This window comes from Campylobacter sp. BCW_4338, from assembly GCF_001763255.1.
Taxonomy (GTDB): domain Bacteria; phylum Campylobacterota; class Campylobacteria; order Campylobacterales; family Campylobacteraceae; genus Campylobacter_D; species Campylobacter_D jejuni.
Genome location: NZ_MJYJ01000014.1, coordinates 96,280 through 110,260, shown reverse-complemented (window position 1 = coordinate 110,260; position 13,981 = coordinate 96,280). Strand labels below are relative to the sequence as shown.

Sequence of the window (13,981 nt, the reverse complement as noted above, 5' to 3'; positions counted from 1 at the left end):
TTTATAGGCGTATTTTACTAGAATTTGTAGAATATTTATTAGAATATCAAGATGAAATGCAAATAAACGATATAAAAACGACTTTTTTAGTCAATTTTATTAATTATTTAGAAAAAATGGCAATAAACTATCAAAAAAACAAAAATAACTTATTTGAGAGTATTAACTAGCTTTTTTTCTTTTATAAGCGATAATAATGATGATTTGTTTGTTTTTTCCTTTGATATGAAGAAAATTAGATTTAGAACAGAAAAATCAGAAGAAAATTAAATTATCTTAATGAAAATGAAATTATAAGGCTAAATAATGTTTTAGAGAAAGAAAAAGCAAAAAAAGAAGTTTACAATAGTTTTAGAAAAAACTTATGCTTTATGGAGGACTTAGAATTTCTGAAGCTTTAAATGTAAAACTTTGTGATTTTGAAGAGGTTGATGATGAAATATTAAAAATATCCATAATAGGCAAGGGCGGTAAAGAACAATTTGCATTTATTAAAAAAGAAGAAGTAGATGATGAGCTTGAATATTTTAAAGAAAATATCCAAGATAGTGATTACATAATGCAAACTAGCACAGGAAAACATTTAAATAGAAGCAATGCTTTTTTGATTGTAAATAATATTTACGCTAAAGCTTTGATCAGCAAAAAAGGACTTCATTTGCTTAGACACACTTTAGCCATGAGATTAACAGCCAAAGGAACAAACCTTGTGGAATTCTAAGACATGCAAAACTAAATACTACTGCTATATATGCCAAAGCAACAAATGATACAATAAAAGCTGCGTTATTGAATAATTAATTTTTCTAAAATTGAGTATTTGCATAGACTTCAAGAAGAAGTCTATGTGTTTAAAATTGTTCTAATAAAAGTTTAGGTTCTCCGCCAAGTATTTTGATGAAATTTGCAATTCTTGATTGTATTATTTCTACGGAATACATACCTCCTAAACCGCCTAAAGCATAAAATAATTCTTCGAAAATGTCTTCTTTGTTAAATTCAAGTTCTTCTATGTCAATAAGAACAGGAGTTCGGCTACATTTTTGTAAATTTTGATATATTTTGACTAAAATCTTGATTTTTTGTAGATTACTTTCAGCCTCTAAATAAGAATTTAAGTGTATTATTAGGGTTTTTATGAGTTTTTCTCTATTTTCTTTATTTTCAAGAAATTCACCCCCCCCCGCCCGAGTGAATGCTTCTTTTAAATATTTGTTTTTCATATTATTCCTTTTTATATAAAATCAAGTAAAATAAAATCTTTTAATTTTGGGCATATTTCGCACAAATAATCACTATACCATTGCATCAACTCCCTTCTCTCTTTTAAATTTTGTGCAAAATTATATGAAGCTTTAACCTTATTTTTTTCCGTATGCGCCAAACACATTTCTATAATATTGCTACTAAACTGATGTTTTTGAATATTTTCGTGAGCTAGAGTACTAAACATAGATCTAAAACCATGTGGAGTAAAATCTTCATTTGAATATCCCATTCTTCTAAATACCATTCTTACTGTATTATCACTCAAGATCTCATTTAGTCCATCGCCTTTCTTTTTTGTTTAATGGATTTAAATAAAAGATCATGATGACTTATTTGTTTGTATTCTTTTAATAATTGCACTGCAATATCACTTAGATGTATACAATGCGCTTTTTTCATTTTCATTTTTGAAGCAGGTATGTTCCACAAGCCATTTTCTAAATCAATATCTTCCCAAGCAGCACTTCTTATGCTAAAACTTCTTTGCGCAGTAAGAAGCGACAATAAGATTGCCATTTTTGTATTTGTATCACATTGTATATAAATAATATTTTCAATTAATTCTTTAATTTTTGAAACTTCCGTAATAGTCGCAAAATGTCTTGTTTTTTTGTTATAGACCAAATCCTTTCTTTTTATACCAAGCATAATATTATTTTCAATCATCTCTTTGTTAACTGCATAAGTTAATGTTGTAAATATTTTTTTACCGACTTCGGATTTTTTTGTAGTTTTATTTTTTCAAGAACATTTAAAATGTCGCTTCTTTTAAGATTACTAATGGGAATATCTCCTATAATAGGATAGCAATGATTTTCCATTCGCTTAATAGACTCATTGAGAGTGCGTTTTGTTATGTCGTTTTTTTGAAGAAAATACTGTTCAGCAATTTTTCTAAAACTTGTATCACATCCTTCTTTTTTTCTTATACTTTCATTAGTTTTTAGTAAAGTTTTTATCTCATTTTTTTATCTCGAGCTTCTTTAATTGATATTTGCGGAAATTGCCCCAAAGTTATTCTTTTTAATTTTCTTGTTTTTGGATCTTTACAATCAAATACAAAAGACTTTTTGCCGCTAGGATAAACTAATACAAATAAATTATCACTATCGCTAATTAAAAATTTTTTATCTTTTGGACTAATATTTACTATATCTTTCTGTGTAAGCATTTAAAAATAGACTCCTTGTGGTAATTTCTCCTAACTTTTTAGAATAAAAAATAAAAAGTTAGGAGAAAAGTTTCGAAATGAATTTTAACGGAAAAAACTTTAATTTAGGCTTTATATAGCTATAAATGCCTATTTTATCGATATTTTATAAGCATGATATTTATAGTAGTTTATAGTATCGATGGTGCGGTTAGCGAGATTTGAACTCGCACACGCGGAGCGCACCACCCCCTCAAGATGGCGTGTCTACCAATTCCACCATAACCGCATAGAAAAAAGCCCAAAAAAAGGGCTTTAATAAGTTTTATTGTAAAACTATAAAAGGATTTGCATAAAGTGCTATTAGCGCGATAACAAGAGCATAGATAACTTGTGCTTCAATCATCGCTAAAGCAATAAACATAGTTGTCATTAATTTTGGCCCAAGACCAGGGTTTCTAGCTGTTCCTGCAATTGTTGCCGCTGCAGTATTACCCATACCGATAGCACCACCAAGTGCTGCAACACCAAGACCTAAGCCTGCTGCAAGAACTGAAAATGCTTTAATCCATACATTAATAGCTTCTTGCTCTACTGGAGCATTAGTTTCAGCTGCAAAAGCTACTGCTGCACATGCTAATAATAAAAAAAGAACTTTTTTCATTATCTTAACCTTTCTATAAAAAAAATTTTTCAATTTTTAAATCAGTTCGGCTTGCGTATCCCTACTTAAGACTTAAAAATAAAGCCGAATTATAACCAAAAGTATCTTTATTTTTATTGAAATTTACAAAAATTCACATTTTTGATTTAAATTTGATTGTTTTCAATAAAGCTTAAAAGTTTTTTTGCTTTAATAATATTTTAAAATAATTTTTAAGTTAAGGTTGTAACATTGAGTTCTAAATTTTCAAAAATAGGTTTCATTTTAGCGGTAGCAGGTTCAGCGGTGGGCTTGGGTAATGCTTGGAAATTTCCAACATTAGTAGGTCAAAGTGGTGGATCTGCTTTTATCTTGCTTTATATAATTCTTACTTTAGGTGTAGGTTTTGTGATATTTTTAGCTGAGCTTAGCATAGGAAAAATTAGCGAAAAAGATCCGGTTAATGCCTATGAAAAGTTAGCACCTTCAAATAAAAAAGCTTGGTCTTATGTTGGTTTTACTATGGTGGGGGCGATTTTAATAGTTTCTTTTTATACCTTGGTGATTGGCTGGATAGTTAAATATGTGTTTTTAAGTATCACTGGAAATTTGCCTATGGATCTAGAAGTAAGTAAAGCACAGTTTGGATTTTTTACAAGTGAGGATTTTTTAAGTCAGTTTATTTGTTTTACTTTGGTTTTTTTATGTGTTTTTTATATTGTTTCTAAAGGTGTTAAGAATGGGATTGAAAAGTTAAATGTTTGGATGATGCCTTCATTGTTTATTTTACTTATTTTGATGCTTGTTTATGCTATTAGTAAAGATGGTTTTATGATGGCGGTTAAATTTCTTTTTGTACCTGATTTTTCCAAAATCAACACTTCAAATGTTCTTGAAGCCTTAGGACTTGCTTTTTTTAGTCTTTCTTTGGGCGTTGGAACGATTATTACTTATTCTGCTAGTCTGCCTGATAAAACCAATTTTATTACCAGTACTTTAAATATTATTTTTATCAATCTTTTAGTTGGTTTATTAATGGGTTTGGTTGTTTTTACTTTTATCTTTGAATTTGGCTACAATCCTAATCAGCAAGGACCAGGACTTGTTTTTATTTCCTTAGCTACTTTATTTGAAAAAATTGGGGTGATTGGTTGTATTTTTGGAGCAGCATTTTTTATTTCTTTAATCTTTGCTGGTATTACTTCAGCTGTTTCAATGATAGAGCCTTTTGCTTTTTATCTTATTAATACTTTTGGCATGAGCCGTAAAAAAGCTTTGATTTTAATAGGAATTGTTGTTTATATTTTAGGAATGTTGTGTATTTTATCTTCTTTAAAAAGTACTCAGTTTGGATTTTTTGGAATGAGTTTTTTTGATTTGCTTGATAGTGTTTCAAGCAAGGTTATTATGCCTTTAGGTGGAATTTTGGCAGCTATTTTTGTGGGATTTGTGATGAAAAAAGATGCTTTAAAAATTTTATTTGAACCTTATATGAGCGGTATATTTTTTGAACTTTGGTATGTGTTTTTGAGATTTATTTCCCCTTTGGCTGTTGTTATAGTTATGATAGCCGCTTTTTTAAAGTGAGTTTGAAAAATAATGAGAACATATTTTTCAAAAATCGGTTTTGTATTGGCTGTTGCTGGTGGAGCCGTTGGTTTAGGTAATGCTTGGAAATTTCCAACTTTAAGTGCAGAAAATGGTGGTTTTGTTTTTGTGCTTTTATATTTGTTTTTTACCTTAACTATAGGATTTAGTATTTTTTTGGCTGAAGTGGCTATGGGACGTTTAAGTAAAAGTGATCTTGCAAATGCTTATTCAAATCTTGCTATAAAATATGGCAATAGATGGCGATATGGCGGCGTTTTTATGTTAGGTGGTATTTTTGTCCTCTCTTTTTATCTAGTTATCATGGGATGGGTTTTAAAATATACTGTAGTGAGTCTTTATTATCTTCCTAAAACTTTAGATGAAGCAGCAAGTAATTTTCAGAATTTAATCACTACAAATTTGACAAGTTCTGTTTTTTTCTTCACTTTATCTTTTTTTCTTACTTTATTGATAGTATCTAAAGGTTTAATCAAAGGGATTGAAAAATTAAACGTTGTTATAATGCCTAGCTTATTTTTAATGCTTGTTTTTATGTTGTTTTATTGCATGGGATTTAAGCAAGGTTTTGCAAATGCTTTTTCTTATTTATTTTATCCTGATTTTTCACACTTTAAATTTAGCTCTATTGCCGAAGCCTTAGGGCTTGCATTTTTTACCTTATGCTTGGGAATAGGTTGTATAGTTACATATTCATCAGCCTTGGATAAAAAAACAAATTTTATAAAAAGTTCAGTGTATATTGTTTTGATTAACTTATTGATTTCTTTTATTATGGGACTTATTGTTTTTACTTTTATCTTTGAATTTGGAGCCGATCCACATACTCAAGGAGCGGGGATTGTTTTTGTATCCTTGATGAGTTTGTTTAATCAGCTTGGGATTTTAGGCTATATTTTTGCATTTTGTTTTTTCTTAGCACTTTTTTTTGCTGGTATTACTTCAGCTGTTTCAATGATAGAGCCTTTAACTTTTTATATGATTAATAACTATCAAATTTCTCGTGCTAAAGCTCTATTTTTAATAGGTTTATTTGTTTTTGTTTTTGGAATTTGTTGTATCTTGTCGTTAAATTTAAATTTTTTTTCTATGTTTAGTTTTTTTGGCAAAGATTTTTTTACTTTATTAGATAAATTAACTTCAAATTTTTTACTTCCACTTGGTGCTATAGCATGCTCTATATTTGTAGGTTTTTTTATGAATAAAAAACAAATTTATAAAATTTTTTCTAAATTTATAAGTCGAAAAATTTTCTTAATTTGGTTGTTTTTTATTCGTTTTATATCGCCTATAGCAATAATTTTGGTAATGTGTTATCAAATTTTTGTATAATAATGAAAAAATATTTTTTAAGGAAAAATAATGGCTAAAAAATTCATCGATGTAATGGATACAAGCTTTAGGGATGGTTTTCAGTCTGTTTATGGAGCTAGGGTTTTAATGGATGATTTTTTTCCTGCAGTAGAAGCAGCAAAAGAAGCAGGCATTACACATTTTGAATTTGGCGGTGGTGCTAGATTTCAAAGCTTGTATTTTTATCTTAATGAAGATGCTTTTACCATGATGGATAAATTTAGGGCTATTGTAGGAAAAGATACCAATCTTCAAACTTTAGCAAGAGGGGTCAATACCGTTACTTTAGATACTGGAAGTAGTGAACTTATTGATTTGCATGCAAAACTTTTTGCAAAACACGGTACTACAACGATAAGAAATTTTGATGCCCTTAATGATGTAAATAATTTAAAATTTAGTGGTGAATGTATAGTAAAACATGGGTTAAAGCATGAAATTACTATCACTTTAATGGATTTACCGCCAAATTGTAAAGGTGCCCATGATGTGCCTTTTTATGAAAAAATTTTAAAAGAAATTTTAGCAGCAGAAATTCCTTTTCATAGTATTTGTTTCAAAGATGCAAGTGGGACTTCTAATCCAAATAAAATTTATGAAACCATTAAAATGGCTAGAAAAATTTTACCTCAAGATACACACATTAGACTTCATACGCATGAAACTGCAGGAGTGAGTATAGCCTGCTATCTTGCAGCACTTGAAGCAGGGGTTGATGGTATCGATTTGGCTGCGGCTCCAGTAAGTGGCGGAACCTCTCAGCCTGATATTTTAACCATGATGCATGCTTTAAAAGGCAAAGATTATGATTTAGGCGGACTTGAGGAAGAAAAAATTCTAAAATACGAAGAAGTTTTAAAAGATTGTTTAAAAGAATATTTTTTACCACCTGAAGCTACTATGGTAAATCCACTTATTCCTTTTTCTCCTATGCCAGGAGGAGCTTTAACAGCAAATACACAAATGATGAGAGATAATAATATCTTAGATAAATTTCCACAAGTCATTCATGCTATGAGAGAAGTTGTAGAAAAAGGTGGATTTGGTACTTCGGTTACTCCAGTTTCTCAATTTTATTTTCAACAAGCTTTTAATAATGTGATGTTTGGACCTTGGAAAAAAATAGCAGAAGGTTATGGAAAAATGGTGCTTGGTTATTTTGGAAAAACTCCTGTTACACCCGATGCAAATATTGTTGAACTTGCTTCAAAACAACTTAATTTAGAACCTACTACAGAGCTTGCTATTAATATAGCTGATAAAGATGAGAGTAAAAGTATAGTTTATACCAAAACCTTGCTTGAAAAAGAGAGTATAGAAACGAGTGAAGAAAATATATTTATTGCAGCAGCTTGTAAAGAAAAAGGTATAGCATTTTTAAAAGGAGAGGCAAAGGTAAATGTACGCAAATTAGCTAGTATGCCAAAGCCTATGAGTGTAGATGAAAACAAATTTACCGTAGCTGTAAATGGTAATAAATATCATGTAGAGGTAAGCTATGGTTTTGATAAAGATGTTAATGTTAAAAGTGTAAAAAAAGTAGAAGAAAATAAAAATATTGTTTCTTCAAATTCAACAAGTTCTGTAGATGCTGAAAATGAAGTTTTAGCAGGTATTTCAGGTAATGTCTTTAAAATTTATGTTAACGAAGGTGAAGAAGTAAAATCAGGTCAAGCCATCATGGTTTTAGAAGCAATGAAAATGGAGATTGAGGTTAATGCTCCAAAAGATGGAATTATTTCAGAGCTTTGTATTAAAATAGGCGATACTGTTAACGAAGGCGAAGTATTAGCTATCTATAAGAATTAAAGTGAGGGAAAGATGAAAAAATTTGATAATTTAGGTTTGGATAATATAAAAGAAATTTTTCATAATTTAAGTTATGATGAATTAAATGCTCATGAAAAAGCAAATAATGAAGGTTTAAGTACGGATAATGATACTTTTTGTGTAGATACAGGGATTTTTACAGGTAGAAGTCCTAAAGATAAATATTTTGTAAAACAAGATCCATCTAGTAAGTATATTGCTTGGGGAAAGGTAAATCAGCCCATTACAAAAGAATTATTTGATAAGCTTTTGACCAAAGCAAAACAAGAATTAAGTGGAAAGAAAATTTATGTTCAAGATGCTTTTTGTGGCGCTTCTTTGCAAAGTCGCAAAGCAGTAAGATTTGTTACTGAAATTGCATGGCAAGCGCATTTTGTTAAAAATATGTTTATTCGCCCAAGTCAAGAAGAACTTGAGAATTTTAAAGCAGATTTTATTGTTTATAATGCTTGCAAATGTATCAATGAAGATTACAAACAAGATGGTTTAAATTCAGAGGTTTTTGTAATCTTTAATGTTGAAGAAAATATAGCAGTTATTGGTGGAACTTGGTATGGCGGAGAAATGAAAAAAGGTATTTTTTCTATGATGAATTATTGGTTGCCACTAGAAAATAAACTTTCTATGCATTGTAGTGCAAATGTCGGAGAAAAAGGTGATGTAGCACTTTTCTTTGGACTTAGTGGCACTGGAAAAACTACACTCTCAACCGATCCAAAAAGAAAACTTATAGGTGATGACGAACATGGTTGGGATGATGAAGGTGTATTTAATTTTGAGGGTGGTTGTTACGCAAAAACAATCAATCTCGATCCTGAACATGAGCCTGAAATTTATGGTGCCATTAAAAGAAATGCACTTTTAGAAAATGTAGTTTTAAGAGCCGATAAGAGTGTTGATTATGCTGATGCTTCAAAAACAGAAAATACAAGAGTTTCTTATCCTATAGAGCATATTGAAAATCATGAGCCTAGTCTAAAAGCAGGGCATCCAAAAAATATTATATTTTTAAGTGCAGATGCTTTTGGAATTTTACCTCCAGTAAGTAAACTAAGCAAAGAGCAGGCTATGTATTATTTTTTAAGTGGTTATACAGCAAAAGTAGCTGGAACTGAGCGTGGTATTTTAGAACCTCAAGCAACTTTTTCAGCTTGTTTTGGAGAACCTTTTATGCCTTTGCATCCAACGGTTTATGCGAGATTACTTGGTGAAAAGATTGAAAAGCATGAAGCTAATGTTTATCTTGTTAATACAGGCTGGAGCGGTGGAAGCTACGGTGTGGGTAAAAGAATGAGTATTAAGGCTACTAGGGCTTGCATTAATGCTATTCTAGATGGAAGTATTGCAAAATGTGAATTTGAAAATTTTGAAGTGTTTGATTTAGCTATTCCAAAAGCTTTAGAAGGTGTAGAAAGCACGCTTTTAAATCCTATAAATACTTGGTCAGATAAAAATAATTATATTGCAACAAGAGATAAATTAGCACATATGTTTATACAAAATTTTAAACGTTACGAAGATGTCAAAGAAGGCATTGAATTTAGCAAATTTGGACCAAAAATTTAAGGCATTTAAATGAAAAATGAAATGTGGTCAGGACGCTTTAGTAGTGCAAGTGATGAGCTTTTAAAAGAATTTAATGCAAGTTTAAATGTAGATAAAACTTTGTTCAATGAAGATATACAAGGTTCTATAGCACACGCTACAATGCTTGAAAGTTGTGGTATTTTAAAAAAAGAAGAATTAGATGCTATTATAAAAGGTTTAGAGCAGGTTAGAAGTGAAATAGAGCAAGGCAAATTTATTTTTGATATTAAAGATGAAGATATTCATATGGCTATAGAAAAGCGTTTAAGCGAGCTTATAGGTAGTGAAATTGGTGGAAGACTTCATACTGCAAGAAGTAGAAATGATCAAGTGGCTACTGATTTTAAACTTTTTGTCAAAAAATCTCATATTGAACTTATAAAGCTTTTAAAAGAATTGATTCAAACCATGCTCGAACATGCCAAAGTGCATAAAAAAACTATTATGCCAAGTTTTACACATTTACAACACGCTCAGCCTGTGAGTTTTTCTTTTTATATTTTAGCTTATGCTTTTATGCTAATGCGAGATATTAAGCGTTTGCAAAATAGTCTAGAACTCGCTGATTTTTCGCCACTTGGGTCTTGTGCGTGTGCAGGAACAAGCTATGCCACCAATCGTGAGTTGAACGCTAAAATTTTAGGATTTAAAGATATTATGCCAAATGCTATGGATGGAGTGAGTGATAGAGATTTTGCTCTTGATTTACTTTATGATATAGCAGTTATTTTTACACACACTTCAAGACTTTGCGAGGAAATGATTTTATTTTCAAGTTCGGAATTTTCTTTTATATCCATAAGTGATAGTTTTTCAACAGGAAGTTCTATCATGCCTCAGAAAAAAAATCCCGATGTTTGTGAACTTATACGCGGAAAAACAGGGCGTGTCTATGGAAATCTGATTTCTCTTTTAACTATAATGAAAGCTCTACCTTTAGCTTACAATAAAGATATGCAAGAAGATAAAGAAGGGCTTTTTGATAGTGTAAAAACCGCTAAAGATAGTTTAATCATCTTAAATGCAATGTTAAAAGAAATACGAATTAATAAAGAAAATATGCTTAATGCTTGCAAAAAAGGTCATTTATTGGCTACTGATTTGGCGGATTATTTAGTGCGTGAAAAAAATATTCCTTTTAGAAAGGCACATTTTATAGTAGGAAATGTTGTTGCACAAGCTGAAATACAAGGCATTGATATAAGCGAAATTAAAGATCTTTCAAAAATAGATCCTATATTTGATGAAAAAGCTATAGAGCTTTTAAATTTTGAAATTTCTTTAAATTCTAAACAAAGTGAAGGCTCAAGTTCTACTACAAGCGTAGAAAAGCAAATTCAAATTTTACAAGAATTTATTAAAAAAATATAAATATTGTTTAGGCTATTTTGCCTAAACATTGAATCTAAAATGCATTACATCGCCATCTAAAACGATATAGTCTTTTCCTTCAAGGCGTAGCTTTCCTGCTTCTTTGGCGCCATTTTCGCCTTTGTATTGGATATAGTCTTCATAGGAAATAACTTCAGCTTTTATAAAGCCTTTTTCAAAGTCATTATGAATCACGCTCGCTGCTTTTGGTGCTTTCCAGCCTTTTTTGATTGTCCAAGAACGCACTTCAACTACACCAGCGGTAAAATAACTGATCAGTCCAAGCTTAGTAAAAGCAGTGCGTATGATTTGATCAAGACCGCTTTCGTTAACTCCTAGAGAACTTAAAAATTCACGACTTTCTTCATCACTTAATCCTACTAATTCTTCTTCGATTTTTGCACAAAGCTTGATAACTTCATGATCATTTTTTTTAGCATATTCTTTTAAAGCTTTTACATAATCATTATCTTCACTAATACCATTTTCATCAACATTTGCACCATAAATCACTTCTTTAGCAGAAAGCAGTCTTAATTCTTTGATTAAGGCTTGATAAATTTCGCTTTCTTTTTCAGGATAAGAACTTGCAGCTAAGCCTTTGTTTAAATGATCAAGTAAAGAATTTGCAAGTTCGAGGCTTTCTTTAGCACCCTTTTGGTTGGCTTTGGTTTCTTTGGTGAGTTTTTCTATTTTTTTACTAAGTTGTTCAATATCTGCTAAAATAAGTTCTGTATTGATAATTTCTACATCACGCAAAGGATTAACTCCACCTTCAACATGGGTGATATTTTCTTCATCAAAACAACGCACTATGTGTAAAATAACCTCAGTTTCGCGTATATTTGAAAGAAATTTATTTCCTAAGCCTTCACCCTTACTTGCACCTTTAACAAGTCCAGCGATATCTACAAATTCTATTAAAGAATGCATAATTCTTTCAGGTTTTACGATTTTAGCAAGTTCATTAAGTCTTAAGTCAGGAACTTCAACCATGGCTTTGTTAGGCTCTATAGTGCAAAAAGGATAGTTTGCACTTTGGGCATTTTGTGCTTTAGTTAAAGCATTAAAAGTCGTTGATTTGCCAACATTTGGAAGTCCTACTATACCTACGCTTAAACTCATTTAGATTTCCTTAAAATTTGAATTAAATAATTAACACACATTCTAACTCCAGCTCCACCTGCACCAAAACTAGAATATCCCCAAGATTTTTCCGTATAAGCAGGTCCTGCTATGTCAAGATGTAACCATTTGTCTTTATATTCTTTACGAATAAATTTATCTAAAAATAACCCCGCGGTAATTGCGCCTCCATAGCGACTAGAGGCAGTGTTGCTAATATCGGCAATATTTGATTTTATAAGTTCTCTTAAGTGGGGGTTAAAGTGTAAGATTGTAGTATATTCTCCACTTTTTTTAGAGCTTAGATAAAAATCATTTTGCAATTCTTCACTGTTTCCCATAATAGCACTTGTAAATTCTCCAAGTCCTACAACACAAGCTCCAGTAAGTGTTGCCATATCGATAAGTAAATCAGGTTTTAAATCTTGTGCAAAAGAAAGACAATCAGCTAAAACCAAGCGTCCTTCTGCATCTGTATTTCTTACTTCTATACTTACGCCTTCGCGACTGATTAACACATCATCAGGCTTATAAGCATTGCCGCCTATCATATTTTCAGTTGCACCTAAAATACAATGCACTTCTAAATCTAAAGCAAGCTCGGCTACGGCTTTTATGATCCCCATTGCTGCTGCTGCACCGCTTTTATCAGCTTTCATTGTAAGCATAAAATCAGCTGGTTTTAAGCTTAATCCACCGCAATCGTAAGTTAAGCCTTTTCCAACAAATACAACACGTTTTTTTGCATTTTTGGCTTTATAGCTTAGATGAATGAGGCGTGGTGGATGTACCGAGGCACGATTGACTGCCAAAAAAGCATTCATTTTTTCTTTGGCCAAAAATTTTTCATCATAAATTTTACAAATAATGTTTTTATTTTCTTTAGCTAAATTTTGCGCATCTTCTGCCATTTTTAAAGGGGTGTAAATTTCAGGAATTTCATTGACTATATTTTTAGTAAAATTTGTGGCATTAGCTAAAATTTCTCCACGCTCCAAGCCTATCTTAGCTTCATCTTTATTAAATTTCTTACCATTTAATTCTTCGCTTGAAATAATAAATTTTTCCAAAGTGCTTGTTTTTTTCTCGCTTTTATATTTATCAAATTTATAAGCTCCAAAAAGTACGCCTTCAACTAAAGATGTAAAACTTCTAACTACACAATCTCCTATTATGCTAGGAAGTTTTACGCTTTTTATATTAAGCTTTTCAAGAGTTTTATATGCTGTGCAAAGACTTAATCTTATATCCTCATAAGCAAGGCTTTTAAGCTCTAAATAAAGCTTTTTATTGTTTAAGTCTAGTAATACACCTTCGCCTTTGTAATTATTAAGTTTAAAAAAATCTTTTTCTTTGTTAAAATTTTTTAAATTTTTATCCTGTATAAAAATAAGTTCAAAGTCTGCTTTTATAGCATCTAGTTTTTTATCGTTTAATTCAAATTTCATGATTTTTTCCTTTTATCTTTAAGTATAGCTTTTTCCATTTGTTTAAAACCAAATAATAAAAGGGATAAAAAAGCTATAATAATAATGGCTGCATAATACCAATGTTCTTCAGCCCAAGTCACCATCTTCCAAATTTGTTCTCCAAAATACCAAGCTAAAAGTATAGTGATTGATGCCCAAACCCAAGCACTAAAAAGATTGATAATAGCAAATTTTTTTGCACTATAACGCGTGACTCCTATACTCATAGGTATAATGGTTCTAAAGCCATACATATAGCGTTGTATAAAAATAATAGGCCAACCAAAACGTTGTAAAAGTAAGTGTGCTACTGCAAATTTACGCCTTTGGGTTTTTAATTTTTTTTGTATGTAGCGTTTATTATATCTTCCTATATAGAAATAAATTTGATCGCCTACAAAACCACCAAGTCCTGCTATAAATATAACAAAGCCTAAATTTACATGTCCTTGATGGGCAAAAATACCTGCCAAAATTAAAGCCAACTCCCCTTCTAAAATACACCATAAAAAAATAATAATATATGCTAGATCTTTGTATTGGTAAAGTAAATTTTTTAAAAATTCTTCCATTTGC

The 13,981-nt window shown here is 30.7% G+C and carries 15 protein-coding genes and 1 tRNA gene; 6 read left to right on the top strand and 10 right to left on the bottom strand.

The genetic code is table 11. From position 1 onward, the window contains the following. The first annotated feature begins 364 nt into the window (after positions 1-364). Positions 365-721 (top strand): site-specific integrase, encoded by a 357-nt coding sequence (locus AJN69_RS10580; RefSeq protein ID WP_148116010.1) that lies wholly within the window; start codon positions 365-367, stop codon positions 719-721. A 130-nt stretch (positions 722-851) separates the two neighbouring features. Here AJN69_RS10580 and AJN69_RS09800 read toward each other — a convergent pair whose 3' ends face one another. The 7 genes from AJN69_RS09800 to AJN69_RS01490 all read right to left on the bottom strand — a co-directional run bounded on the left by AJN69_RS09800 (position 852) and on the right by AJN69_RS01490 (position 3,083). Beyond that, a complete protein-coding gene (locus tag AJN69_RS09800; protein ID WP_070287799.1) occupies positions 852-1,223 on the bottom strand; it encodes a hypothetical protein in 372 nt (123 codons plus the stop codon). An 11-nt stretch (positions 1,224-1,234) separates the two neighbouring features. Further along, positions 1,235-1,534, bottom strand: coding sequence for a hypothetical protein (locus AJN69_RS09610; protein ID WP_002881695.1), 300 nt, complete (start codon positions 1,532-1,534; stop codon positions 1,235-1,237). An 8-nt stretch (positions 1,535-1,542) separates the two neighbouring features. Continuing rightward, positions 1,543-1,935, bottom strand: a complete 393-nt coding sequence (locus AJN69_RS09605) for a tyrosine-type recombinase/integrase (RefSeq protein ID WP_079860827.1) — start codon at positions 1,933-1,935, stop codon at positions 1,543-1,545. 20 nt (positions 1,936-1,955) lie between these two features. After that, positions 1,956-2,159, bottom strand: coding sequence for a phage integrase central domain-containing protein (locus tag AJN69_RS10575; RefSeq protein WP_374700110.1), 204 nt, complete (start codon positions 2,157-2,159; stop codon positions 1,956-1,958). A gap of 65 nt (positions 2,160-2,224) precedes the next feature. After that, positions 2,225-2,440 (bottom strand): Arm DNA-binding domain-containing protein, encoded by a 216-nt coding sequence (locus tag AJN69_RS09600; RefSeq protein ID WP_002881691.1) that lies wholly within the window; start codon positions 2,438-2,440, stop codon positions 2,225-2,227. A 182-nt stretch (positions 2,441-2,622) separates the two neighbouring features. Next, positions 2,623-2,708, bottom strand: a tRNA-Leu gene (locus AJN69_RS01495). Positions 2,709-2,744: 36 nt separating this feature from the next. Next, entirely contained in the window at positions 2,745-3,083 is a 339-nt protein-coding gene (locus AJN69_RS01490; RefSeq protein ID WP_002853683.1) for a F0F1 ATP synthase subunit C, read from the bottom strand. Between the two features lie 231 nt (positions 3,084-3,314). On the opposite strand from AJN69_RS01490, the gene AJN69_RS01485 reads away from it, so the two are divergent. From AJN69_RS01485 to argH, 5 genes are read left to right on the top strand one after another with little or no spacing between them, the layout of a single operon-like run. Beyond that, positions 3,315-4,649 (top strand): sodium-dependent transporter, encoded by a 1,335-nt coding sequence (locus AJN69_RS01485; RefSeq protein ID WP_044779223.1) that lies wholly within the window; start codon positions 3,315-3,317, stop codon positions 4,647-4,649. 12 nt (positions 4,650-4,661) lie between these two features. Beyond that, the gene (locus AJN69_RS01480; RefSeq protein ID WP_044779224.1) at positions 4,662-6,002 is read left to right on the top strand and encodes a sodium-dependent transporter; all 1,341 of its coding nucleotides are present in this window, start codon (positions 4,662-4,664) and stop codon (positions 6,000-6,002) included. A gap of 30 nt (positions 6,003-6,032) precedes the next feature. Further along, positions 6,033-7,832, top strand: coding sequence for a biotin/lipoyl-containing protein (locus AJN69_RS01475; protein ID WP_002861624.1), 1,800 nt, complete (start codon positions 6,033-6,035; stop codon positions 7,830-7,832). A 12-nt stretch (positions 7,833-7,844) separates the two neighbouring features. Continuing rightward, a complete protein-coding gene (gene pckA, locus AJN69_RS01470) occupies positions 7,845-9,419 on the top strand; it encodes a phosphoenolpyruvate carboxykinase (ATP) (RefSeq protein ID WP_004305981.1) in 1,575 nt (524 codons plus the stop codon). Positions 9,420-9,428: 9 nt separating this feature from the next. Further along, positions 9,429-10,811 (top strand): argininosuccinate lyase, encoded by a 1,383-nt coding sequence (gene argH / locus AJN69_RS01465; protein WP_002861622.1) that lies wholly within the window; start codon positions 9,429-9,431, stop codon positions 10,809-10,811. A 21-nt stretch (positions 10,812-10,832) separates the two neighbouring features. Here argH and ychF read toward each other — a convergent pair whose 3' ends face one another. Genes ychF through AJN69_RS01450 form a run of 3 tightly spaced genes read right to left on the bottom strand, consistent with a single transcriptional unit; the run spans position 10,833 to position 13,977 of the window. Beyond that, on the bottom strand, positions 10,833-11,936 hold the full coding sequence (gene ychF / locus AJN69_RS01460; protein WP_004305979.1) for a redox-regulated ATPase YchF: 1,104 nt from the start codon (positions 11,934-11,936) through the stop codon (positions 10,833-10,835). Beyond that, on the bottom strand, positions 11,933-13,384 hold the full coding sequence (locus tag AJN69_RS01455) for a leucyl aminopeptidase (RefSeq protein WP_070274800.1): 1,452 nt from the start codon (positions 13,382-13,384) through the stop codon (positions 11,933-11,935). The genes ychF and AJN69_RS01455 overlap by 4 nt, the downstream gene beginning before the upstream one ends. Next, positions 13,381-13,977, bottom strand: a complete 597-nt coding sequence (locus tag AJN69_RS01450; RefSeq protein ID WP_002861619.1) for a DedA family protein — start codon at positions 13,975-13,977, stop codon at positions 13,381-13,383. Before AJN69_RS01450 ends, AJN69_RS01455 begins: the two co-directional genes overlap by 4 nt. Positions 13,978-13,981 lie beyond the last annotated feature (4 nt).